At 64.1% G+C, this 22,056-nt stretch carries 22 protein-coding genes and 1 pseudogene; 13 read left to right on the top strand and 10 right to left on the bottom strand.

Annotated features, from left to right (window positions below):
- Positions 1-2: 2 nt before the first annotated feature.
- A pseudogene (locus AQY21_RS29850) lies at positions 3-511 on the bottom strand (transposase); the annotation flags it as partial.
- Positions 512-653: 142 nt separating this feature from the next.
- On the opposite strand from AQY21_RS29850, the gene AQY21_RS16120 reads away from it, so the two are divergent.
- From AQY21_RS16120 to AQY21_RS16100, 5 genes are all read left to right on the top strand, one after another.
- On the top strand, positions 654-1,271 hold the full coding sequence (locus tag AQY21_RS16120; protein ID WP_082658148.1) for a TetR/AcrR family transcriptional regulator: 618 nt from the start codon (positions 654-656) through the stop codon (positions 1,269-1,271).
- A 144-nt stretch (positions 1,272-1,415) separates the two neighbouring features.
- On the top strand, positions 1,416-2,117 hold the full coding sequence (locus AQY21_RS16115; RefSeq protein ID WP_152988258.1) for an Asp/Glu racemase: 702 nt from the start codon (positions 1,416-1,418) through the stop codon (positions 2,115-2,117).
- 10 nt (positions 2,118-2,127) lie between these two features.
- Positions 2,128-2,910 (top strand): alpha/beta fold hydrolase, encoded by a 783-nt coding sequence (locus tag AQY21_RS16110; protein ID WP_058098633.1) that lies wholly within the window; start codon positions 2,128-2,130, stop codon positions 2,908-2,910.
- 20 nt (positions 2,911-2,930) lie between these two features.
- On the top strand, positions 2,931-3,962 hold the full coding sequence (locus AQY21_RS16105) for a hypothetical protein (protein WP_058098632.1): 1,032 nt from the start codon (positions 2,931-2,933) through the stop codon (positions 3,960-3,962).
- A gap of 59 nt (positions 3,963-4,021) precedes the next feature.
- Positions 4,022-4,642 (top strand): isochorismatase family protein, encoded by a 621-nt coding sequence (locus AQY21_RS16100; protein WP_058098631.1) that lies wholly within the window; start codon positions 4,022-4,024, stop codon positions 4,640-4,642.
- Positions 4,643-4,794: 152 nt separating this feature from the next.
- Here the strand turns inward: AQY21_RS16100 and AQY21_RS16095 are convergent, their stop codons facing one another.
- The 9 genes from AQY21_RS16095 to AQY21_RS16055 all read right to left on the bottom strand — a co-directional run bounded on the left by AQY21_RS16095 (position 4,795) and on the right by AQY21_RS16055 (position 13,315).
- Complete coding sequence (locus AQY21_RS16095; protein ID WP_161906040.1) at positions 4,795-6,156, bottom strand: MFS transporter; 1,362 nt, start codon at positions 6,154-6,156, stop codon at positions 4,795-4,797.
- Between the two features lie 195 nt (positions 6,157-6,351).
- The gene (locus AQY21_RS16090) at positions 6,352-7,407 is read right to left on the bottom strand and encodes a 2Fe-2S iron-sulfur cluster-binding protein (RefSeq protein WP_058098629.1); all 1,056 of its coding nucleotides are present in this window, start codon (positions 7,405-7,407) and stop codon (positions 6,352-6,354) included.
- 90 nt (positions 7,408-7,497) lie between these two features.
- Entirely contained in the window at positions 7,498-8,568 is a 1,071-nt protein-coding gene (locus AQY21_RS16085) for an aromatic ring-hydroxylating dioxygenase subunit alpha (protein WP_058098628.1), read from the bottom strand.
- Between the two features lie 136 nt (positions 8,569-8,704).
- Entirely contained in the window at positions 8,705-9,157 is a 453-nt protein-coding gene (locus AQY21_RS16080) for a MarR family winged helix-turn-helix transcriptional regulator (RefSeq protein ID WP_058098627.1), read from the bottom strand.
- A 12-nt stretch (positions 9,158-9,169) separates the two neighbouring features.
- The gene (locus AQY21_RS16075) at positions 9,170-9,613 is read right to left on the bottom strand and encodes a MarR family winged helix-turn-helix transcriptional regulator (RefSeq protein ID WP_058098626.1); all 444 of its coding nucleotides are present in this window, start codon (positions 9,611-9,613) and stop codon (positions 9,170-9,172) included.
- A gap of 167 nt (positions 9,614-9,780) precedes the next feature.
- Positions 9,781-10,923, bottom strand: coding sequence for an FAD-dependent monooxygenase (locus AQY21_RS16070; protein WP_058098625.1), 1,143 nt, complete (start codon positions 10,921-10,923; stop codon positions 9,781-9,783).
- Positions 10,924-11,852: 929 nt separating this feature from the next.
- Positions 11,853-12,260 carry a carboxymuconolactone decarboxylase family protein gene (locus AQY21_RS16065; protein WP_058098624.1) on the bottom strand — a complete coding sequence of 136 codons (408 nt, stop codon included), beginning with the start codon at positions 12,258-12,260 and terminating at the stop codon, positions 11,853-11,855.
- A 51-nt stretch (positions 12,261-12,311) separates the two neighbouring features.
- Positions 12,312-12,611 carry a DUF1330 domain-containing protein gene (locus tag AQY21_RS16060; RefSeq protein ID WP_058098623.1) on the bottom strand — a complete coding sequence of 100 codons (300 nt, stop codon included), beginning with the start codon at positions 12,609-12,611 and terminating at the stop codon, positions 12,312-12,314.
- A complete protein-coding gene (locus AQY21_RS16055) occupies positions 12,608-13,315 on the bottom strand; it encodes a GntR family transcriptional regulator (protein WP_058098622.1) in 708 nt (235 codons plus the stop codon). The genes AQY21_RS16060 and AQY21_RS16055 overlap by 4 nt, the downstream gene beginning before the upstream one ends.
- A gap of 101 nt (positions 13,316-13,416) precedes the next feature.
- Between AQY21_RS16055 and AQY21_RS16050 the strand changes: the two genes are divergently transcribed.
- From AQY21_RS16050 to AQY21_RS16015, 8 genes are all read left to right on the top strand, one after another.
- Positions 13,417-14,019: an amino acid synthesis family protein gene (locus AQY21_RS16050; protein ID WP_058098621.1), complete on the top strand. Its 603-nt coding sequence runs from the start codon at positions 13,417-13,419 to the stop codon at positions 14,017-14,019.
- Positions 13,994-15,697, top strand: a complete 1,704-nt coding sequence (locus AQY21_RS16045; RefSeq protein ID WP_238986806.1) for an alpha/beta fold hydrolase — start codon at positions 13,994-13,996, stop codon at positions 15,695-15,697. Before AQY21_RS16050 ends, AQY21_RS16045 begins: the two co-directional genes overlap by 26 nt.
- Positions 15,694-16,731, top strand: coding sequence for an LLM class flavin-dependent oxidoreductase (locus AQY21_RS16040; RefSeq protein ID WP_058098619.1), 1,038 nt, complete (start codon positions 15,694-15,696; stop codon positions 16,729-16,731). Before AQY21_RS16045 ends, AQY21_RS16040 begins: the two co-directional genes overlap by 4 nt.
- The gene (locus AQY21_RS16035; protein ID WP_058098651.1) at positions 16,731-18,194 is read left to right on the top strand and encodes an aldehyde dehydrogenase; all 1,464 of its coding nucleotides are present in this window, start codon (positions 16,731-16,733) and stop codon (positions 18,192-18,194) included. The genes AQY21_RS16040 and AQY21_RS16035 overlap by 1 nt, the downstream gene beginning before the upstream one ends.
- 61 nt (positions 18,195-18,255) lie before the next feature.
- Positions 18,256-19,263, top strand: coding sequence for an ABC transporter substrate-binding protein (locus tag AQY21_RS16030; protein ID WP_058098650.1), 1,008 nt, complete (start codon positions 18,256-18,258; stop codon positions 19,261-19,263).
- 112 nt (positions 19,264-19,375) lie between these two features.
- A complete protein-coding gene (locus AQY21_RS16025; RefSeq protein ID WP_203416541.1) occupies positions 19,376-20,167 on the top strand; it encodes an ABC transporter permease in 792 nt (263 codons plus the stop codon).
- Positions 20,167-20,967, top strand: a complete 801-nt coding sequence (locus tag AQY21_RS16020) for an ABC transporter permease (protein WP_058098617.1) — start codon at positions 20,167-20,169, stop codon at positions 20,965-20,967. The genes AQY21_RS16025 and AQY21_RS16020 overlap by 1 nt, the downstream gene beginning before the upstream one ends.
- A complete protein-coding gene (locus tag AQY21_RS16015) occupies positions 20,964-22,052 on the top strand; it encodes an ABC transporter ATP-binding protein (RefSeq protein WP_058098616.1) in 1,089 nt (362 codons plus the stop codon). Before AQY21_RS16020 ends, AQY21_RS16015 begins: the two co-directional genes overlap by 4 nt.
- The last annotated feature ends 4 nt before the right edge of the window (positions 22,053-22,056 follow it).

The raw sequence follows: 22,056 nt of genomic DNA, 5'->3' as shown, positions 1-22,056 counted from the left end.
AGTCAGGGCCGCGGCCAAGCGGCTCGGCGAAGCTCGAAGGCTTCCAATTCCACGACAGTAGGGCCCGGCACCTTGGATGTGGGCTTCCGGCAGCCGGCCAAGATATCGCCAGCTATGATTGAAGATCGACAACGTCCATCTTGGCGGTAACGATCAGGGAATACATGAAGGCAGCGTTGTCGTTGCCCGCAAGGAACCGGCGAAGAGCCGGGATTTCCGATCAAGAGCTACACGCCGAAGGTGCTATTCGGCTGCATCGTTTGTCAAGCAAATGCTGCCGCCGCAAATGCTGCCGCCGTCGAAGAGCCAGAAGGCGATCCGGTGTTCCGCCTTGGGCATGTCGCCGCTCGCCTTGGCGACCGGATTGTCCTTCGACACTCGCTCGCGCTCAGGGCGTATCAGTCGCGCAATGCCTCGACCGGAGGTTGGGACAACTGGTGCCTGGCCACCTCTCGTTCGGCAGCTGTCCATTGATGCCGTGCTCAATGTCGAAGACCGCGTCGATCCGGGCTGGAGAATATTTCTTCAGGATAATAATAAATCCCCACCCGCCTTGAGATCACCCCTTCGGCATGTCACCTTAACCGAAATGGAAACCGCAGGTGGACAGAACAGTGGCAGAGCGACGCAAGCCGGGACGCCCTCGCGAAGGGATGGATTTGCGGGATCAGATACTCGATAGCGCAGAGCTCCACTTTGCCGAACATGGATTCTCGGGCGCGTCGTTGCGCGACATGGCCGCCGACGCGGGGGTCAACCAGGCCCTGATCCGCTATTACTTCGGCAGCAAGGAGGCCTTGTTCCAAGAGGTGTTCCGCCGCCGTGGCGGGGCGCTGTCGGGCCGCCGGCATGTGCTGCTGGACCAGCTTCTGGAGAAGGACGAAAACCCGACGGTTCCCGAAATCGTCCGGGCTTATCTAACGCCGCAATGGGACATGAAATACTCGGATCCCAATGGTGCAGCCTTCGTCCGCCTGCAAGCCCGCCTTCACGCAGAGCCCGAGGAATATGCCCTGCAGCTGCGACGCGAGGTCTATGACGCCTCGCTCAAGCGCTACATTCAGGCGCTGGAACAGGCGCTGCCCGCCATCCCGCGCGAGGTGATCTCGATCCGCATGGCCTTCCTCGTCGGCACCTATCTGTTCATGCTGAACGACCTGGGACGGCTGGGCGACATGACCGACGGCCAGCTTTACGACATGGGCAAGGTGCCGATGCTGGACCATCTGGTCGCCTTCCTGAGCGCCGGGCTGGAGGCACCGATCCCCTGATCATCGACAAAAATTCTACGACTGAATAATTCTTGTTGAATTATTCAGTCGTAGAATTATGCTGCGGCTCGACCCCTTCCCAACCGGAGCAGACCCATGACCCCCATCCGCATCGGCCAGATCGTTCCAAGTTCGAACATCACCATGGAGACCGAGATTCCGGCGCTTCTGAAAGCACGCGAGATGATCGCGCCCGAGCGTTTCACCTTTCATTCCTCGCGCATGCGGATGAAGCATGTGACGAAGGACGAGCTGTCGCGCATGGACGCCGACAGCGACCGCTGCGCGCTAGAGCTTTCGGACGCCAAGGTCGACGTGATGGGCTATGCCTGTCTGGTCGCGATCATGTCGATGGGCCTGGGCTATCACGCCGCCTCGCAGGAGCGGCTGACCAAGGTCGTGCGCGACAATGGCAGCGACGGCGCCGTGGTGAACTCGGCCGGGGCGCTGATCGCGGGGCTGAAGGCGCTTGGCGCCAAGAAGGTCGCGGTCGTCACCCCCTACATGAAACCCCTGACCGAGCTGGTCGTCGATTACATCCGCAACGAGGGCTTCGAGGTCGTCGATTACCGCGCGCTGGAGATTCAGGACAACCTGGCCGTCGCCGCGCATGACCCGATGAATCTGCCCGGCATCGTCGCCGGCATGGATACCGCCGATGCGGACGTGATCGTGCTTTCGGCCTGCGTGCAGATGCCCTCGCTGCCCGCCGTTTCCGTGGTCGAGGCGCAGGCGGGCAGGCCGGTGCTGACCGCCGCCATCGCCACCACCTGGTCGATGCTGCGCGCTCTGGACCTGCCGACCCGGGTGCCGGGCGGCGGTGCGCTGCTCTCGGGCGCTTACTGAGGAGGCTGCCATGACCCATGGCTACAACGTCCACGCCAACGGCATCCGCCATCACCTCCTGCACTACCCGGGGCCGGGGCCCGACCTGCTGCTGATCCCCGGCATCACCTCGCCCGCGATCACCTGGGGGTTTGTCGCCGAGCGTCTGGCCGAGCGTTACAATGTCCACGTCCTCGACGTGCGGGGCAGGGGACTCAGCGAGGCTGGCGACCTAGATTACTCGCTGGACGCGATGGCCGACGACGCCATCGCGCTGGTCGCGGCCTGCGGGCTGAACAAGCCGATCCTGATGGGCCATTCCATGGGCGCCCGCACTGCGATCCGCGCAGCGCGCAAGAACCCGGCCCCCTTCGCGGGTCTGATCCTGCTGGACCCGCCGGTCAGCGGGCCGGGACGGCGCGCCTATCCCAGCGCCTGGCCGTGGTATGGCGATTCGATCCGCATGGCGCAATGGGGCTGCTCGCCCGAGGATATGCGCCGGTTCTGCCCGACCTGGACCGACGAGCAGGTCGCGCTGCGCGCCGAATGGCTGCACACCTGCCAGTATACGGCGATCAAGACCGCCTATGACGGCTTTCACACCGACGACATCCACGCCGACCTGCCACATCTGAAGCTGCCAGTGCGGCTGGTCAAGGCCGGCGCCGCCCCGGTGATCGGCCCCGAGGACCTGGCCGAGTTCCAGGCGCTGGTGCCGCATCTGGAAACCCGCATCGTCGAGGGTGCGGGCCACATGATCCCCTGGGACGACCTCGAGGGTTTCCTCGCCGCCACCATGGATTTCCAGGCATAACCCCCAACAGGAAGACTGACATGGACCATACGAGTTTCACCGAGATCTGCCTGCATCAGTTGAAGATGTCGGGCGTGCGCAAGGACGAGCGCCTGATCGTTCTGACGCAGGGCACCGAGCGGCTGGACTATGCCGACGCCTTCATGGCCGCCGGCCAGCGTCTGGGTGCCAACATGTATCACATGCGCCTGCCCGCGCCGCTGCCGACAGATGGCTGGGCGGTGGGCCAGACCGGCCTTGCCGCCATGCCCGAGGCGGTCGAGGCGCTGAAGAATTGCGACATGCTGATCGACTGCATCTTTTTGCTGTTCAGCCCCGAGCAATTCGCCATCCAGGCCGCCGGCACCCGCATCCTGACCGCCGTTGAGCCGCCCGAGCTGCTGGCGCGGATGCTGCCCTATCCCGAACTGCGCGAGAAGGTCGAGATCGCGGCCGGCATCCTCGACCGCGCCAAGGTGATGCGCATCACCTCGGCCCATGGCACGGATGTGACCTACAAGCTGAACACCTATCCGACCGTGCCGGAATATGCCTGCACCGACACGCCCGGCCGCTGGGACCATTGGCCCTCGGGCTTCGTGTTCACGGGCGGTGACGACGACGGGGTCGATGGCACCATTGTCGTGGCGCCGGGCGACATCCTGCTGCCGCAGAACCTGATGGTGCGCGAACCGATCACTTATACCATCGAGAAGGGTTGGATCACCGACATCCGCGGCGGGCTCGAGGCGCAGATCGTCAAGTCCTACATGGAAAGCTTCAACGACAAGCGCGGCTACGGCATGAGCCATGTCGGCTGGGGGATGAATCCGAATGCGAAATGGCACAACTTCGTGCCCGGCACCTTCGAGGGCGGCATGGGCATGGAGCCGCGCAGCTTCTATGGCAACGTCATGTTCTCTACCGGCCCGAACAACGAACTGGGCGGACCGAACGACACGAATTGCCACCTAGACATCCCGATGCGCGACTGCTCGCTGTTTCTCGACGACGAGGCGATCGTGATCGACGGCGACATCGCCGTGAAGGATATCCAGCTGAACCGCGCTTGATCCGGTCGTGGGCAGCCTGGTCATGGGCTGCCCCTTTCTCTCTTTCCAAGGAACAGAACATGTCTCAGCAACAGGTCTATGAGGCCGCCGGTTTCGGCGGCGCGATCGAGCGGGGCACCCGCCCGGCCATTGTCGTGGTGGATTTCACCTATGGCTTCACCGATCCGCAATATCCGACGGCGGCCGACATGTCGGCCGAGATCGCGGCGACCCGCAAGCTGACCGACCTGGCCCGCGCCAAGGGGTTTCCGGTCATCTATACGGCTATAGCCTATACGCCCGGCCAACTGGACAAGACACCCTGGCTGAAAAAGGCCACGGGCATGTCGGCCTTCATGGCGGGCAGCCGGCTGGTTCAGATCGACGAGGCGACGGGCAAGCAGCCGGATGACGCGCTGGTGGTCAAGAAGGGCGCCTCGGCCTTCTTCGGCAGCGCGCTTGGCGGGCTCCTGGTGGGGGCGCGGACCGACACGGTGGTAGTCTGCGGCACGACCACCTCGGGCTGCGTCCGCGCGACGGTGGTCGATGCCGTGCAGTCCGGATTCAACGTGCTGGTGCCGCGCGACTGCTGCGCCGACCGCGCCGCAGCTCCGCACGAGGCGAACCTTTACGACATGCAGCAGAAATACGCCGATGTGACTGACAGCGACGATATCATGCGCTGGCTGGAGACGCTGTAGCCCGAGCATCACGCAAGAAAATGTAAGCGGCGGGGGTGAAAGCCCTCGCCGTTTTCATGCGGGCATCCCGCGAGACCCCGGCCGGCGCGAACGGAAAACGGGGCCGACCGCCGTCGCCCCCGTTACGCTTTGCCGGATCCTGCCGGGTCAGGTCATTTCACTGGGACCGCGACCGAGGTAGCGGTCCCGATCACGCCGGCGCGGCCGCGTTCGCGGACCCAGAGCGCGCCTAGGCCGGACAGAACCAGCGGCACGGCAAAGACCATCATCAGCACGGGCGTTTCCAACCCCATGCCGATCAGGATGCCGCCCGCCAGCGGCCCGGCGACCGCGCCAAGCCGACCGACACCCATGGCCCAACCGATCCCTGTCGAGCGGATCTCGACCGGATAGAGCACCGCCGACAGGCCATAGAAGCCGTTGAAGCCGCCATTGGTCAGGAATCCGGCGCAAAAGGCCAGCACCAGCGTCAGTACCAGCGAGGTGTTGACCCATCCGAAGACGGCAACCACAACCGCTCCCATGCACAGCGCCAGGAAGGTGACCTTCTGCAAGCCATAGCGCAGCCCGAGAAAGCCGATGGAAAGCGTGCCGAAAAAGCCGCCCAGATTGAACACGGCCCCGGCATAGATCGCGCTTTCCAGCGGCAGGCCGGCCTGGACGGACAGCTGCGTGATCCAGGACACCAGGAAATAGAAGGTCATGAAGACCAGAATGATCGAGGTCCAGAGCGCAAGCGTCGGGATGGTGCGCCCTTGGGCCAGCAGCGCAGCGACCGAGGCCCTTTCGGTCTTTTGCGGCTTGGGCGGCAGAGCCTTCAGTACAGGCTCGCCGAGGCGTTGCAGGATCCGGTTCAGCCGGGGCAGCGCGTCGCGGGGCTGGGCCGATTTGAGGAAGTCGATGGACTCGGGCAGCACCAGCAGCACGATCGGAAAGGCGATGGCCGAGACGATGCTCGCGCCGATCAGCATCCCGTGCCAGCCGTAAAGATGCATGAAATGCGCAGAGCTAAGACCGGTCATGACCGCGCCGAAAGGATAGCCCGACACGGCGATGGCGACGAACAATGCCTTCTTGCCCGCCGGCGCGAAATCGGCGGCGATGGCGGCCACGCAGGCCAGGAACGCGCCGACCGAGACGCCGATGACGCCGCGCAGAATGGCCAGTTCGGTTATGTTGCGAGCCTGACTTGACGCCAGCATCGACAGCGTGATGACGGCCAGCACGCACAGGATGACCGGCCGGCGGCCCAGTCGGTCGGCCAGGGGGGCGACCAGCAGCCCCCCGGCCGCCATTCCCGCCAGCGAGGCGCTGAAGACGACCCCCAGCGCCTCGGGGCTGAGTTGCCATTCCTGGCGCAACACCGGGGCGATATAGGACATGATCACGATGTCCATGCCGTCGATGGCATTGAGAAGAAAGCAGACCATGATTACGGCAACGCGCAACGGCGTCATGCGCCAGGGCGTCTGCGGGTCGGCGTTGTCGCCTGTCATTGGGTGGTGGTGGGACATTTTCATGCCTCCCTGTTGGAAATCAACTCTGTCGGGCGGGCGCAGGCAAGGGTTTTCCAAGGAAACCGCCGCCTCCGGGCGTCGGACCTCTGCCGGGTCCGCTTCTTGCTTTGGGGGATCGCGCGCAGGGCCCGCCCTGTCGGGCGGTCATCCGGGCGGATCGGTCAGGCGGCTCCGGCGCTGCGCCGGGGCCGGTCACAGGTCCAGTTCGATCGGCCCTTTCGGGCGCGAGCAGCAGAGCAGGATCTGGCCCGGGGGCAGCGGGTCGAGCGGTTCTTCGTCATATTCGACCTCGCCGTTCAGCAATCCGCATTGGCAACTGCCGCAAACCCCCGCCCGGCAACTGAAATCGGGCGAAAGGCCCTGCGCCTCGGCGAATTCCAGCAGATTCGCCGCACCATTCCAGGTCGAATCCAGTCCTGTGCGGCCGAAGCGCACCTCGACGCCCGACTGCTCTGCTGTCGGCCGGACCTGCGCCGAGTTGGCAGGCAGCGGACTGCCGAAAGATTCCTGCCGGATGTCGCTGTCCGCCAATCCAAGCCCGGTCAGGGCTGCGCGCATCGCGTCCATGAACCCGCCAGGACCGCACATGTAGACCCGGTAATCGTCCAAGGGCAGCCAGCCGCGCAGCATGTCACGATCCAGAATGCCGAGGTGTTGGCAGTTCCCGTGGGCGAGGTCATCCGCGCTTCCGGCGGCATAGGCGGTCAGGATGCGGATCCAGGGCCGCCCGCGGGCGATCCCGGCCACTTCCTGCTGGAAGTTGTGCTCGCTGGCATCGCTGCAGGCATGGATGAAATAGACCGGCCGGGGGGCGCCCTGCGCCAATTCATGCAGCATCGATAGCGCCGGGGTGATGCCGATGCCGCCACTCAGAAGGATGACGGGGCGGTTGTCCTCGGCCAGGACGAAGCTGCCCCGCGGCGCCAAGGCGCGCAACCTTGTGCCGACCTGCGCCTTGCTATGGAAATAGTCCGATCCTCCCTGGCCCTGTGGCTCGTGCTTCACGCTGATGCGATAGCGGCCGCGGTCCCGGGGTGAGGACGAGATCGTATAGGTCGCGACCGACCGCTGCGGAAGGCCCAGCCGGAAGGCCAGGTGCTGCCCCGCGCGGAAAGGCACGAAGCCCGTCGGATCGGTCGGCCTCAGGGTCAGCGAGACGACGTTCCGGCTTTGCTGCACCCGCTCGACGACCTCCAGCTCGATCTCGGCCGAGCGGGCGGCGCTTGCGGCCAGGCTTTCATAAGACATAGGTATTCCTCCCTGATCGGGCTTGCTGGCTGGCGCCTTTCCGGCCGGGCACGGGGCCGCCGGAAAGGCCGGGAAGACGGTCAAAGGATGTCAGTCGTGATAGACATAGGCGCCGTTCCCGGCCGCCGAGACATCATGGGTGCGTTCGCGTTCCAGCATTTCGGCAACGCGCTTGCGATAGACCATCGGGCCACGATCGATGGCGATACGGATCGGCCGCCGCCGCTGCGGACGGTTTTCCTCGGCGTGAACCGCCTCGAGGATGTCCTTGTCCTCGCCAAAGGCGATCTGGAACATCTGGTCGATCCTCTCCGAGGCCTCCTCGGTTTCGATGGCGGTGTTGCGCAGGTGCATCCAGCGGTCGATGGTATAGTTCTCGTTGACAGGGGTCATGAAATGCAGGGCAAAGACCCGATTGCCACGGTCACGCTCCTCCTCGGGGATCTGCATCTCGGCCGGAGCCGAGCCGAAGTCGATCACCGCTGTGCAGGGGGTGTAAAGATAATAATAGTGCCAGCGGTCCACGTTGCCGGTGAAGCCGCCGAAAGCCTTGAAGAAGCCAATGGGCTCGGCATCGCGAATCCAGCGCCACGCGACAATGGCCTCGCCTTCGGTCGCGACATGGACCGGCACGTTCTCGGATGCCGAATTGCCGAGCGTGGTCGGATGGACAAAGCTGACATGCGCCGGATCGACCAGGTTTTCGGCGACGTTCAGATAGTTCGAGCGGATGTGCAGCGCGCCGCCCTGATGGGCGTGCCAGGACGGGTCGTCGAATTGCGGCAGGGTGAAGATGGTAGCGGGGTCGGCGCGATCCGCATCGCCCATCCAGATCCAGACGATATCGTTGCGCTCCTCGACCGGATAGGCATCGACGAAGGCTGAAGGGGGGATCTTGTCCTGCCCAGGAACCCGGGTGCATTTGCCATCCGGCCCAAAGCGCAGCCCGTGATAGCCGCATTGCACTTCGTCCCCGATGCGCTTGCCTTTGGACAACGGCAGCAGGCGGTGGGGACAGCGATCATGCAGCGCGGCGATCTCGCCGTCTGTCCGCCGATACAGCAATACCGGCTCTCCCAGGATCTCGAAGCGGCGAAGCTTGTCGTCGATCTCGCTCGACCAGGCGGCGACATACCACGCGTTGCGGACCAGAGTCGTCATGCCATTCTCCCTTTGGCTTGCCCTGTGCTGGCAGATTGTTTGTAGACGAATTATTTTTGCATTCCGCCGCATCCGTCAAGAGAATTTTGACTACGAAGCTTTTTTGCGTCCCTTGGCCAGACTTTGGTCGGGCATCTCAGTCGTCTGCTGTCAGAATCTTGCGCAGCAAGGCCAGGAATTGACGGCGTTCATCCTCGGTCAGCGGAGCGAGAAGTGATTCGCCCGCGTTGATCGAGACCGGGATATGCGTGCGGGCGCAGGTTTCGCCGCATTCGGTCAGACAGATCACGCTGACGCGCTGGTCGGTCTCGCTGGTGGTCTTGATCACCAGCCCGTCCTTGACCAGCTTGCGCACGACGACGGTCATGGTCGCCGGGTCTATCGAGGTCAGCCGGCCAAGCTGGCTCAACATCATCGGGCCGTGCTTCAGCAGGGTGACCAGCGCCACGAACTGCGGCACCGACAGGTTACGTACTTGCACCGCCTGCGTGAACAGCTGTGCCGCCCGCTGGTGTACGCGGCGCACAAGTTGGGCCGGATGCGCGGCCGGATCATAGGCCTTGATGGCCGAAGGGTCGGGAGTCTTCATGCCGACGCCGCGTCAGGTGATCCTGGACAGCAGGCGGAGCAGTTCGCCGGCTTCATCGGCGGACAGGGGCGCCAACGTCTCCTGGGTGATGCGCTTCATCCGCGGCATCAGGCGCGTCACCAGCGCGCGGCCGGCCGGGGTAATCTCGATCAGATAGCGACGGCGGTCCACCTCGTCCTTGCGCATCGACACCAGTTCGCGCTGCAAAAGACGCGTGATGACGCCTTTGGTTGTGGCCGCATCCATCGCCACCATGCGCCCCAGTGCATTTTGCGAGATCGGGGCATCCTGTTCCAGCAGCCGGAACAGGATAGAGAACTGGGTCGCAGTCAGATCCTCTCCGATCAGCTCGAAAAATATCTGCGAATGCCGCTGATAGGCCTTGCGCAATACGAAGCCGATCTGGCGATCGAGATCATAGCCCTGCTCTGCAAGCGTGAGGCGCGCCTCATCCATGCCATGCCTTCCTTTCCTGCTCTCGATATTCCGGCTTCATCCCGGAACGTCAAGCAGCTGGCACCGCGCGGCCGGCTGCGGCGGCCAGCATAGGCAAGTTCGATCTTGTTTGCATACATCTAACTTTGGGTCGGGCGGCGGCAACGGTGCCACCGCCCAGGGAATCGCTAGCCCAGCGAGGCCGTGGTGGCGTCATAGGCATAGACCCAGGCCGGATCCTCGGGCTGCTTCAGCCAGGTATTGGCGTTCGAGATGGTCTGCACCCTGGTCGCCCGGTCGCGCCGCGTTGTCTCGTAAAGCTTGAAGGCGTCGCGATAGCTTTCCCGCCCCATCTCGGAAAGGCAGCGCGCCAGCACGGCCGCATCCTCGATCGCCATGCAGGCCCCCTGCGCCATGTGGGGGCGCATCGGATGGCAGGCGTCGCCCAACAAGACCATGCGGCCCTGGCTCCAGAGGTTCAGCGGATCGCGGTTCCAGAACGGCCATTTCGTGACCGTCTCGGTCGCATCGATCAGCGCATTGACGACCGGATGCGAGCTTCCAAAGATCGCGTCCATCTCTTCGCGCGAACTGTCGACAAAGCCGGCTTCATGCTCCCAGCTGTCAACCGGGACGCCGGTGACATAGTAATATTCGGTGGCATTGGCCTTGGTCGCATAGGCCATGATATGGCGCGACTGCTCCCACCACCACTTGACGCAAAGCTCGAATTCCAACCCCGAGGCGCGCAGCTTGTCCATGTTCAGCAGCGCCCGGTGCCCGATCCAACCGCTGTAGCGCGGCTTCTCCGGACCAAGCAATTTTTCCCGGATCAGCGAGTTCACGCCATCTGCGCCGATGACCAACCGTGTCCGAACCGTCGCGCCATTGGCAAATTGCATGACGACATGGTCTTCCTCCTCGCGAATGTCGGTCAGGCGGTGGTCGTAATGCAGCCGGTCCTGTGGCAGGGCGCGGATCTGTTCGGCGTGAAGGTCGCCGCGATGAATGGTGATATAAGGCGCGCCGTACTCCCTGACCGCATATTCACCCAGCGGAATCCGCGACAGATAGGCACCCGTCTTGCCGTCGCGCGAGAACCAGTGGTCAGGGTGAGCGCCGATGCCGCTCAGCCGATCCTCGAGGCCGATCCGGCGAAAGATCTTCATCACATTGGGGCCGATATGGATGCCTGCCCCGAGCCGGGTGAAGGCTGGCGCCTGTTCAAAGACGTGGACGGTAAAGCCCGCGTCCTCTAACAGCGCCGCTGCCGCCGCACCTCCAAGCCCCGCACCGATTACGGCGATATCCAGAACGTCGTCAACAGTCATCAGGTTCACTCCATATTTGTTAGTGTACAAATAAAAGTGGCACCCGAGGTCAGTCAAGAAAAATTGCTTGTGTGCATATGATTTTTCGAGATCTGCGGCAGAGGTTGATCACATCCTCTTGTTTGCCCGAGCACAGCGAATGCTCGGATCCCTCTGGGAGGACCACAAGCTGGCACCAGTCGGTGCCTATTGCTCGGACTATCAACACCGGCGAGGCAAGCCTGGTAATCGCTGACAGGTCGAATCGGCGCCTGCACACCTACGGCTGGCGCTTCTTAAGCCGGCGGAGTCCGCGGCCTGAGGCCCTGACTCGATACCGCAGATCGGGCACAGATCATTCCGACGACAGCAGCATCAGGGGCGAAGCGTGGAATGCAACGGCGCTGGCCAAGTTCAAGCCGTTGGTCTCAACGGCACCTTCACGGTGGCGAAATACCACACGGACGAATGATACCGCGACTTGGCCTGAACTGAATGGATCTCCATGTGTTCAAGCCGAAAAGGGCCTTACCGCGGTACGCCAATCGGGGATTACCGGTGACGACCCGCGCATGGCCCGAGCAGCGGCACCCTTGCGTTTGACCATCCTTTGGATCAGTCGGTCGCAGATCACCAACAGGGCGGTGCTGCAAATGGCATTGAAAAAGGCTGCAACCAAAGAGATGTCGACTTTGTATCAATGAAAGATCATGCATTCGCCTGTACGCTTAGGCGCAACCCCATCGTGCTTCCTTCGATCATGAGCGCGCCTTCTCGGACTTCGTCAACACCTACCTTGACGCGACGATACTGCCCGGGCGCCAAACCCATCGCCAACAATCAAAAATAAACACACCAAAGGAAGGAAGAGCAGAGTCATTATTCTTTATCAATCCACAGGAACTGGCGAGATACTCAGCTGCCGGCGGGAAGCAAGATGAAGCAGCATACTACTCGCCTGCATCCGGCTTGGGAAGGGCCGCTTCGGCAACCAGGATCTCATGTGCCGCCTTGAACGCGTCAAGGCCGGCCGGGATGCCGCAATAGGCCGTGGCGTGCAGCAACGTTGCGCGGATCTCGTCCACGGTGACGCCGTTGTTCAGCGCACCCCGCACATGCAACTTTATCTCAGGGGTGCGGCCAAGCGCGGTCAGCATAGCGAGGTTCAGCAGGCTGCGCGTCTTGCGGTCCAGGGTCGGATCGCCCCAGGCCCAGCCCCAGGCCCAAGCCGTGGTCGCCCGCTGAAACGACATCATGAAGTCGTCCGCCCGCTGCATCGAACTGTCGACATAGTCCGCGCCCAACACCTCGCGCCGGATCGGCAGGCCCTTGTCGAACAGTTCCTGATCTTCGGCCATCGCGCTATCCCTTCTCACTTGGTCATTCACCGGCTTCCAAGCCAACCCGCATCAGGACGACGGGTCTGAAGCGCCTTCCACGATCACGACATGCGCTTCGCATGCGCCATCGCGGCAAGCACGTGCTTCCTGATATTCCCGAGAGTAAAAGCAGTCGCGGGCACGGGCCAGATCGGGAAACCGGATCACGACATGGCGCTGGAGGACGGGACCTTCCAAGGTCTCGGATGCGCCGCCTCGGACCAGGAACTCTGCACCGAACTTCGCGAAAGCCGCAGGCGCCAGCGCCTGATACCCGGCATAGGCCGCCGGATCGTGAACAGTCACATGGGCGATCCAATATGCGCTCATTGCCCCGTCCTTCGAGCGCCCTCATTGGCCGCATGCAGCAGCTTGCTTGCGATTTCCGCGGCTTCGGTCAGGTGTTCGCGCACGGCTTCGCTTGCCCGGTCCGGATCTTGCGCGAAAATGGCCTCGGCAATGCGCTGCATCCGGGCCTGCCCCGATACATGCCGGTCGGTCGAGGCCAGTGTCAGCGCCCGAAGTCGAGAAATGCGGCCGTTGAGGCGCTGGACGATCTCCCAGGCGATGTGATGCCCGGCGGTGACGAAGATGACCTCGTAAAACCGCGTCGTCGCATCATAGAGCACCTGAGGATCGTCGGATAGAAAGGCTTCCTTGAGGCGCTGAAGCGCGGCCTGCAGATCGGCACGGGCAGACGCGTCGAGAAGCCTGGCGCAATCCGCCGCCGCCGCCGCCTCCAGCCGCAGGCGGATGTCATAGATCTGCCGGGCCTTGTCCCAGTCGAGGGTAGCAACGATCGGCCCTTGTCGGGGCTGGATCTCGACTAGGCCCTCGGCCTCCAGATAGCGGATCGCCTCGCGGATGACGGATCGCGAGACGCCCAGTTGATCGACCAGCGTCCGTTCGACGAGCCGGTAACCGGACGGAAAGCGCCCAGACATGATCGCGGCGCGCAAGCGCTCCACCGCAAGCTCGCGAAGCGTCTGGGGCACATGCTCGATGCGCAGGCTGGCGGGTTGTTCCTTTGTCATGGTGCGAGACTAGCGCAGCTGGAATGCCAATACAATCTCATATTGACATATGGCATGTTGGTATACCATCTTCCGATCATCGAATCGCTCTGGGGGCTGCCATGACAGCGGAAATCCGCAAGACCTTGCTGAATATCGAGACCACGCTGATCGAAGGCGGTCGCGCCGCGCCGCAGCCTTTGAAGCTGATCACTGCCGCCGCCGTGCTGAAGAACCCTTGGGCGGGGCGCGGTTATGTCGACGACCTCAAGCCGGAAATCCACGCCGTCGCCCCCATCCTCGGCGAGTTGCTGACCGATATGGTGATCGAGGCCGCCGGCGGCGGCGGCAAGGTCGAAGCCTATGGCAAGGCCGCCGTGGTCGGCCTCGATGGCGAGGTCGAGCATGCCAGCGCGCTGATCCACACGCTGCGCTTCGGCAACCATTACCGCAGCGCGGTGGGGGCGAAATCCTATCTCGCCTTCACCAACACCCGCGGCCCGGCGAACGCCCCGATCATGATCCCGCTGATGGACAAGAACGACGAGGGCCGCCGCTCGCATTATCTGACGATCCAGTTCGCGATCCCGGATGCCCCGGCCGCCGACGAGATCGTCGTCGCGCTTGGTGCCTCGATCGGCGGGCGCCCGCATCACCGCATCGGAGACCGCTATCAGGATCTGAAGGATCTGGGCCATGATGTCTCGAACCCTGCAGCTGTCTGACGGCGCCACCGTCCGGTTGGTCGAGGCCGGTCGCGGTGAGCCCTTGCTGCTGATCCATGGCGTCGGCATGCGTGCCGAGGCCTGGGAGCCGCAGATGGCCGCCCTGCCGGCGCATCACCATGTCATCGCGGTGGACATGCCGGGGCATGGCGCTTCGTCCCCGCTGCCGGTGGATGCACGCCTGCCCGATTTCGTCGCCTGGGCGGCGCGACTGGTCGAGGCGCTGGGACTTGGGCCGGTCAATCTTGCAGGCCACTCCATGGGCGCGCTGGTTTCGGCGGGCCTGGCGGTCGAGCGTCCCGACCTGGTCCGGCGCCTGGCACTGCTCAACGCGGTCCATCGCCGCTCGCCCGAGGCTCGCGCCGCCGTCCTGGCCCGCGCCGACGAGATCGCCCGCGGCGAAGGTGACAACGAAGCACCGCTGATCCGCTGGTTCGGCCCCAATCAGGTCGCCATCCGCAACAAGGTGGCGCACTGGCTGGACGGTATCGACCCGCAGGGTTACGCCACTGCTTACCGCGCCTTTGCCGAGGGCGATACGATCTATGCCGACCGACTGGCTGAAATCGCCTGCCCGACGCTGGTGCTGACCGGTGACGGCGACCGCAACTCCAGCGCGCAGATGAGCCACGAGATGGCCGATGCGATCCCCTTGGGCCGTGCGCTGATCGTCGCCGGGCACCGCCATATGGTGAACATGACGGCACCCTACATCGTGAACGATGCCCTGACAAACTGGCTCAGATGGGACGAAACCAATATGACGCCGTTCGATCCCCGCGCGCTGCGCGACGCCTTCGGCTGCTTCATGACGGGTGTGACGGTCGTGACCACCACGTCGGAAGACATACCGCTGGGTTTCACCGCCAACTCCTTTTCTTCGGTTTCGCTGGACCCCCCGCTCCTGCTGGTTTCGATCGCCAAGACCTCGCGCAACTTCGGGCATTTCGTGAATGCGGGCCATTTCGCGATCAACGTGCTGGCGGAAAGCCAGAAGGATGTCTCGGGCACTTTCGCCCGCCCGGTCGAGGATCGCTTTGCTACGGTGGAGTGGTCGCCCGGCCCGGCAGGGTCGCCGGTGCTCGCGGGCGTCTCGGCCTGGTTCGACTGCCGGCTTTCGCAACTGGTCGAAGCGGGCGATCACGCCATCCTGATCGGCGAGATCAAAGGCTTCGCCGCCTCGCAAGAGCCCGGCCTGGGATATTACCGCGGCGCCTATATCACGCCTGCGCAGACCGCTGCGCAACTGCCGACCGGCCCTGATGTGATGATAGCCGCCATCGTCGAGGCCTGGGGTGAAGTTCTGCTGGTCGAGGACGGACAGGGCGGGCTGGCGCTGCCCGAAGCTCGGGTCGGGCGCGAGGGCGTGCAAGCCGCCTTGACGCAGCTTTTACGCGATATCGCCCCCGACGCCGCGCCGGGCGAGATCTATGCCATCTACGACGGCGCGGCGCCCGGCCGCCAGCACATCGCCTTCCGCTGCCCGGCGACCTCGACCGATGCGCGGCAGGGACGCTTTGTCCCGCTGGAATCGGATCATCTGAAATCCGTCAGCGATCCAGCCACCCGGTCGATGCTGGATCGGCTGGCGGCGGAATCACGGCTTGGCAATTACGGCGTCTATTTCGGATCGCATATCGAAGGCCAGGTCACGCATAAACAGGGAGCAGGGGCATGAAATTCTCACTCTTCATCCATATGGAACGGGTGTCGCCCGACGAGGACCAGAAAAAGCTCTACGAAGAGATGCTGGAGCTTTGCCGGATCGCCGACGAAGGCGGAATGCATGCCATCTGGACGGGCGAACATCACGGGATGAACTTCACCATCTCTCCGAACCCGTTTCTGAACCTGGTCGACATCGCCCGGCAGACCAAGAACGTCCGTCTTGGAACCGGGACGGTGATCGCGCCCTTCTGGCATCCGATCCGGCTGGCCGGCGAGGCAGCGATGACCGATCTCATCACCGGAGGGCGGCTGGACCTGGGCATCGCGCGCGGCGCCTACAGCTTCGAATATGAGCGGATGTTGCCGGGGCTTGATGCCTGGGGCGCGGGCCAGCGGATGCGCGAGTTGATCCCCGCGATCCAGAAGCTCTGGCAGGGCGATTACGAACATCAGGGCGAATTCTGGCAATTTCCCAGGACCACATCCTCGCCCTTGCCGGTGCAGCAACCGCATCCGCCGATCTGGGTCGCGGCGCGCGATCCGAACAGCCATGAGTTTGCCGTCGAGCACGGCTGCAACGTCCAGGTCACGCCCCTGCATCAGGGCGACGAGGAAGTCGTCAGCCTGATGGAGCGTTTCAACGCCGCCTGCGAGAAGCATTCCGGCCGGCCCCGCCCGAAGATCATGGTCCTGCGCCATACCTATGTCGCCGACAGTGAGGAGGATGCGCAGCGCGGCGCCGAAGAGCTGAACATGTTCTACAACTATTTCGGTGCCTGGTTCAAAAACGAGAAGCCGATTTCGATGGGCCTGATCGAGACGATCACCCCCGCCGAGGCCGCGAAGCACCCCTTCTATTCGCCCGAGGCAATGCGCAAGAACCAGATCGTCGGCGAAGCGCCGGAGGTCATCGAGCGTATCAAATCCTACGAGGCGCTTGGCTATGACGAGTTCAGCTTCTGGATCGACAGCGGGATGAGCTTCGAGCGCAAGCGCGCTTCGCTGGAACGCTTCCTTGGCGACGTCATGCCGGCCTTCGCGTGATGGAACGGTTCCAGCATTATATCGACGGCGCCTTCGAGAGCGGCGCGGGCAGCTTCGACAGCATCGACCCCGCCACCGGCACGCCCTGGGCCAGAATGCCAGATGCCAGCGCGGCGGATGTGGACCGCGCCGTGCGTGCGGCGCATCGCGCCTTTCACGCGCCGGACTGGGCGGGGCTGACCGCCAGCGCGCGCGGCAAGCTGTTGCTGCGGCTGGCCGATCTGGTGGCCGAGGCGGCTCCGCGCCTTGCCGAGCTGGAAACCCGGGACACGGGGAAAATCATCCGCGAGACCAGCGCGCAGATCGCGTATGTGGCCGAGTATTATCGTTATTATGCCGGTCTGGCGGACAAGATCGAGGGCGCCCACCTGCCCATCGACAAGCCCGACATGGAGGTCTGGCTGCGGCGTGAGCCCGTCGGCGTCGTCGCCGCCATCGTGCCCTGGAACAGTCAGCTGTTCCTGTCGGCGGTCAAGCTGGGGCCGGCGCTGGCCGCCGGCTGCACGGTGGTGCTGAAAGCAAGCGAGGACGGCCCGGCGCCTCTGCTGGCATTCGCGCGGCTGGTCCAGCAGGCAGGCTTTCCGCCGGGGGTCGTCAATATCCTGACCGGCGGACCCGAGGCCGGCAAGGCGCTGACCACCCATCCGCTGGTGGCCCATATCGCCTTTACCGGCGGGCCCGAAACCGCGCGCCATATCGTGCGCGCTTCGGCCGAGAACCTGTCCCGCACCTCGCTGGAGCTGGGCGGCAAATCGCCCTTTATCGTCTTCGAGGACGCCGATCTGGACAGCGCCGCCAATGCCCAGGTCGCCGGCATCTTCGCCGCGACGGGTCAAAGCTGCGTCGCCGGCTCGCGCCTGCTGGTGCAGAACGGCATCAAGGACGAAATGCTGGCGCGGCTCCAGGCCAAGGCCGAGGCGGTGCGCATCGGCGCCCCGGGCGACATATCCACCGAGGTCGGGCCGCTTTGCACCCTGCGCCAGCGCGCCCGGATCGAGGACATCGTCGCGGCCTCGGTCACCATCGGGGCCAGGCTGATCACCGGCGGGCAGTCGCCAGAGGGCGAGGGCTTCTATTACCCGCCGACGATCCTTGATTGCAGCGCCGTGCCTGATGCGCCCTGCGTAACCCAAGAGCTGTTCGGCCCGGTGCTTTCCGTCGTCGGCTTCGACACCGAGGAAGACGCGCTGCGCATCGCCAACGGCACGCCCTATGGCCTGGCTTCGGGCGTCTTTACCCGCGACCTGACGCGGGCGCACCGGATGATCCGCGGCATCCGCGCCGGCGTGGTCTGGGTCAACACCTATCGCGCAGTCTCGCCCATCGCGCCCTTTGGGGGACATGGGCTGTCGGGGCATGGACGCGAGGGCGGGCTGGCGGCAGCGCTGGACTATACGACCGTCAAGACGGTGTGGCTGCGAACCTCGGACGATCCGATCCCCGACCCTTTCGTGATGCGCTGAACGAACCCGGACAAGCCGGGCAACAATCGCAACCAACCAACAGTGGAGACTGACAATGCAAATGAAATCGCTTCTCGCAGTCGCATTCGTCGCCATGGCGGCCAGTGCAGCCAACGCCCAGCAGATGGTCTTCACCTCCTGGGGCGGCACGACGCAGGATGCGCAGACGGAGTTCTGGGCCGCACCCTTTACTGAAAAAGCCGGCACAGCCGTCCTTCAGGACGGGCCGACCGATTACGGCAAGATCAAGGCCATGGTCGAGGCCGGCGCCGTCGCCTGGGACGTCGTCGACACCGAATTCGACTGGGCGCTTCAGGCCGGAAAGGCCGGGCTGCTCGAGCCGCTCGACTTCAATGTCATCGACAAAGCCAAGCTGGATCCGCGCTTCGTGTCGGATTACGCGGTGGGATCGTTCTATTATTCCTTCGTGATCGGCTGGAACCCGGCGAACTTCTCGGGCGACGCCCAGCCCGCAACCATGGCCGACTTGTTCGATACCGAGAAATTCCCCGGCAAGCGCACCTTCTACAAATGGTCCGCCCCGGGCGTGATCGAGGCGGCGCTGCTGGCCGACGGCCTGCCGGCCGACCAGCTGTATCCGCTGGACCTCGACCGCGCCTTCAAGAAGCTGGACACGATCAAGTCCAGCATCATCTGGTGGGAAGGCGGCGCGCAAAGCCAGCAGTTGCTGGCCTCGGGTGAGGCGCCGATCGGGCTGTTCTGGAACGGCCGCCTGGCCGCGCTGCAAGCGGATGGAATGCCGGTCGGCATCAGCTGGCAGGACAACATCACCGCCGCCGATGCCTTGGTCGTGCCCAAGGGCGCCAGGAACAAGGAGGCCGCGATGGCCTTCATCGCCGAGGCGACCAGCGCCAAGGCGCAGGCGGATTTCGCGACCAAGACCGGCTACGCCCCGATCAATCTCGACTCGCCGGAACTGATGGAGGCCGAACTGCGCGCCACCCTGCCGGACGCGCAGACCGCCAACCAGATCAATGCCGATATGGCCTATTGGGCCGAGCATCGCGATGAGATCGGCAACCGCTGGTATGCCTGGCAAGCGGAATGACCCGTCGCCCCGCCGCAGTCCGCTGTCGCGGGCTGCGCCATCCCGTCTCTTTCTGCTGAGGTGACAGATGCTGTCCTTCCTGACACCCGCCCGGCGAGGATCGGGTCTTGGCATGGCCATGCCCGCCCTGCTGCTGCTTCTGGCGTTCTTCGTGATCCCGGTCGCAGGGCTTCTGAGCCGTTCGGTCACCGAACCGGTGACGGGCCTGCAGAATTACGAGACCCTGCTCGGCTCGGCCACCTATCTGAGGATCTTCTTCAACACCTTCCTGGTTTCAGGCCTCGTGACCCTGATCACCGCGCTCATTGCCTTTCCGGTGGCCTGGGCGCTGGCGATCATGCCGTCCCGCGTCGCGGCCGTGGTCTTTGCCATCATCCTGCTGTCGATGTGGACCAACCTGTTGGCGCGAACCTATGCCTGGATGGTGCTGCTGCAACAGACCGGGCTGGTTAACCGGATCCTGATGGCCATCGGCATCATCGACCAGCCGATTCAGCTGACCAACAACCTGATCGGCGTCACCATCGGCATGGTCTATATCATGCTGCCGTTCATGATCCTGCCGCTTTACGGCGTGATCAAGAAGATCGACCCGGCGATCCTGCAGGCCGCCGCGCTTTGCGGCGCGACCAAGGGGCAGGCGTTACGGCGGGTGTTGCTGCCGCTGGCCACGCCCGGCATCGCCTCGGGGGCGCTGATGGTCTTCGTCATGTCGCTGGGCTATTTCGTCACCCCCTCGCTCTTGGGCGGCACCGCCAACATGATGCTGGCCGAACTGATCGTGCAGCAGGTGCAGAGCCTCTTGAACTGGGGCATGGGAGGCGCCGCCGCCTTCATCCTGCTGGTCGTCACCCTGGCGCTTTATGCCCTGCAACTGCGCCTGTTCGAAGGAAAGGCCCGCTGATGCTGATGAATTTCGACAAGCTGGGCGCCTGGCGCTGGATCCTGTCCGGTATCTGCGCGCTGATGGCGCTGTTCCTGCTGCTGCCGATCCTGTTCATCGTCGCGCTGTCCTTCGGCAATTCGCGCTGGCTGATCTTTCCGCCACCGGGATGGACGCTGAAATGGTATGGCGAGCTTTTCGCCGATCCGCGCTGGCTACAGGCCGCCTTCACCTCGGCCAAGATCGCCGTCATCGTCATGGTGCTCTCCGTCGCCATCGGCCTGATGGCCTCGCTGGCGCTGGTGCGCGGCCGGTTCCGCGGGCGCGAGGTGCTGCGCGGATTCTTCCTGACCCCGATGGTCCTGCCGGTGGTCATCATCGCCGTCGCGCTTTACGCCGCCTTCCTGCGGCTGGGTCTGAACGGCACGCTGGTGGGCTTCGTCATCGCGCATCTGATCGTCGCCCTGCCCTTCTCGATCATCACCATCTCGGGCGCGCTGGAAACCTTCGACCCCTCCATCGAGGACGCCGCGATCCTCTGCGGCGCCAGCCCCTGGGAGGCACGCTTCCGCGTCACCCTGCCGGCCATCAGCCACGGGTTGTTCTCGGCCGCCATCTTCTCGTTCCTGATCTCCTGGGACGAGGTGGTGCTGGCGATCTTCATGGCCTCTCCCACGCTGCAGACCCTGCCGGTCAAGGTCTGGACCACGCTGCGCCAGGACCTGACGCCGGTGATCGCCGCCGCCTCCACCCTTCTCGTCCTTCTGACCGTGGTCCTGATGATCGCGGCCGCCCTGATCCGCAAAGGCAAATCCCGATGACCAGCCCCCATCTGCACATCAACGGAATTCGCAAGACCTTCGGAGACGTCGTTGCCACCGACCATGTCGAGCTGGAAATCGGCGAAGGCGAGTTCATGACCTTCCTCGGCCCCTCGGGCTCGGGCAAGTCGACGACGCTCTACATCCTGGCCGGTTTCCAGGATCCGACGGCTGGCGACATCAGGCTGCGCGGCAAGTCCATTCTGCAAACGCCGTCCCACAAGCGCAACATCGGCATGGTCTTCCAGCGCTACACGCTGTTCCCGCATCTTTCGGTGGGCGAAAACGTGGCCTTTCCCCTGCGCGTGCGCCGCGCACCGCAAGCCGAGATCGCCGCCAAGGTCAAGCGCGCCCTGTCGCTGGTGCGCCTCGACGGGTTCGAGGACCGGATGCCCGCCAACATGTCCGGCGGCCAGCAGCAGCGTGTCGCCCTGGCCCGTGCCCTGGTCTACGATCCTCCGGTCCTGCTGATGGACGAGCCCTTGTCCGCGCTGGACAAGAAGCTGCGCGAGGAAATCCAGTATGAGATCCGCCGCATCCACCAGCAGACCGGCGTGACCATCCTCTACGTCACCCACGATCAGGAAGAGGCGCTGCGCCTGTCCGACCGCATCGCCGTCTTCAACCGCGGCAGGATCGAGCAGGTCGGCACCGGACCCGAGCTTTATGCCAGCCCCGCCACGCATTTCGTGGCCGATTTCATCGGCGACAGCGCCTTCCTGACCGGAGAGCTGGCCGAGGTGAAGGACGGCCGGGCCACGCTGCGTTTCACGGACGGCACGGTGCTGGCCGACGTGCCGATGCACGGCGTGGGCGCGCAGGGCGGCAAGGCCGAACTGATGCTGCGCCCCGAACGGATCGATCTGTCTGATACGGTGGGCCCGCCGGGCGCCTCGCTGCCCGTCACTGTCGAGGACGTGACTTTTCTCGGTAACAACAGCGCCGTGACTGCCCGCACCGGCTGGGGTGAGCCGCTGTATATCCGGCTGAACTTCGGCCATCCGATGATGGCCAGTGTTTCGCGTGGGGACAAGCTGCATGTGCGCTGGCAGCCTCAGGATGCGCATGTGTTTACCAAGGAATGAACGC

This window comes from Paracoccus sp. MKU1 (genome assembly GCF_001447385.1).
Taxonomy (GTDB): Bacteria; Pseudomonadota; Alphaproteobacteria; order Rhodobacterales; family Rhodobacteraceae; genus Paracoccus.
The sequence above is the reverse complement of the archived record's forward strand: the minus strand, read 5'-3'. Positions and strand labels throughout refer to the sequence as shown.

What these genes read in the sequence shown, in the direction of transcription:
- AQY21_RS16035 (WP_058098651.1), top strand. Translation starts at nt 16,731, where the DNA reads ATGGAACGGTTCCAGCATTATATCGACGGCGCCTTCGAGAGCGGCGCG.
- AQY21_RS16050 (WP_058098621.1), top strand. Translation starts at nt 13,417, where the DNA reads ATGACAGCGGAAATCCGCAAGACCTTGCTGAATATCGAGACCACGCTG.
- AQY21_RS16020 (WP_058098617.1), top strand. Translation starts at nt 20,167, where the DNA reads ATGCTGATGAATTTCGACAAGCTGGGCGCCTGGCGCTGGATCCTGTCC.
- AQY21_RS16070 (WP_058098625.1), bottom strand. Translation starts at nt 10,923, where the DNA reads ATGACTGTTGACGACGTTCTGGATATCGCCGTAATCGGTGCGGGGCTT.
- AQY21_RS16015 (WP_058098616.1), top strand. Translation starts at nt 20,964, where the DNA reads ATGACCAGCCCCCATCTGCACATCAACGGAATTCGCAAGACCTTCGGA.
- AQY21_RS16045 (WP_238986806.1), top strand. Translation starts at nt 13,994, where the DNA reads ATGTCTCGAACCCTGCAGCTGTCTGACGGCGCCACCGTCCGGTTGGTC.
- AQY21_RS16120 (WP_082658148.1), top strand. Translation starts at nt 654, where the DNA reads ATGGATTTGCGGGATCAGATACTCGATAGCGCAGAGCTCCACTTTGCC.
- AQY21_RS16110 (WP_058098633.1), top strand. Translation starts at nt 2,128, where the DNA reads ATGACCCATGGCTACAACGTCCACGCCAACGGCATCCGCCATCACCTC.
- AQY21_RS16090 (WP_058098629.1), bottom strand. Translation starts at nt 7,407, where the DNA reads ATGTCTTATGAAAGCCTGGCCGCAAGCGCCGCCCGCTCGGCCGAGATC.
- AQY21_RS16040 (WP_058098619.1), top strand. Translation starts at nt 15,694, where the DNA reads ATGAAATTCTCACTCTTCATCCATATGGAACGGGTGTCGCCCGACGAG.
- AQY21_RS16105 (WP_058098632.1), top strand. Translation starts at nt 2,931, where the DNA reads ATGGACCATACGAGTTTCACCGAGATCTGCCTGCATCAGTTGAAGATG.
- AQY21_RS16065 (WP_058098624.1), bottom strand. Translation starts at nt 12,260, where the DNA reads ATGGCCGAAGATCAGGAACTGTTCGACAAGGGCCTGCCGATCCGGCGC.
- AQY21_RS16085 (WP_058098628.1), bottom strand. Translation starts at nt 8,568, where the DNA reads ATGACGACTCTGGTCCGCAACGCGTGGTATGTCGCCGCCTGGTCGAGC.
- AQY21_RS16080 (WP_058098627.1), bottom strand. Translation starts at nt 9,157, where the DNA reads ATGAAGACTCCCGACCCTTCGGCCATCAAGGCCTATGATCCGGCCGCG.
- AQY21_RS16055 (WP_058098622.1), bottom strand. Translation starts at nt 13,315, where the DNA reads ATGACAAAGGAACAACCCGCCAGCCTGCGCATCGAGCATGTGCCCCAG.
- AQY21_RS16025 (WP_203416541.1), top strand. Translation starts at nt 19,376, where the DNA reads ATGGCCATGCCCGCCCTGCTGCTGCTTCTGGCGTTCTTCGTGATCCCG.
- AQY21_RS16075 (WP_058098626.1), bottom strand. Translation starts at nt 9,613, where the DNA reads ATGGATGAGGCGCGCCTCACGCTTGCAGAGCAGGGCTATGATCTCGAT.
- AQY21_RS16095 (WP_161906040.1), bottom strand. Translation starts at nt 6,156, where the DNA reads ATGTCCCACCACCACCCAATGACAGGCGACAACGCCGACCCGCAGACG.
- AQY21_RS16100 (WP_058098631.1), top strand. Translation starts at nt 4,022, where the DNA reads ATGTCTCAGCAACAGGTCTATGAGGCCGCCGGTTTCGGCGGCGCGATC.
- AQY21_RS16115 (WP_152988258.1), top strand. Translation starts at nt 1,416, where the DNA reads ATGGAGACCGAGATTCCGGCGCTTCTGAAAGCACGCGAGATGATCGCG.
- AQY21_RS16060 (WP_058098623.1), bottom strand. Translation starts at nt 12,611, where the DNA reads ATGAGCGCATATTGGATCGCCCATGTGACTGTTCACGATCCGGCGGCC.
- AQY21_RS16030 (WP_058098650.1), top strand. Translation starts at nt 18,256, where the DNA reads ATGAAATCGCTTCTCGCAGTCGCATTCGTCGCCATGGCGGCCAGTGCA.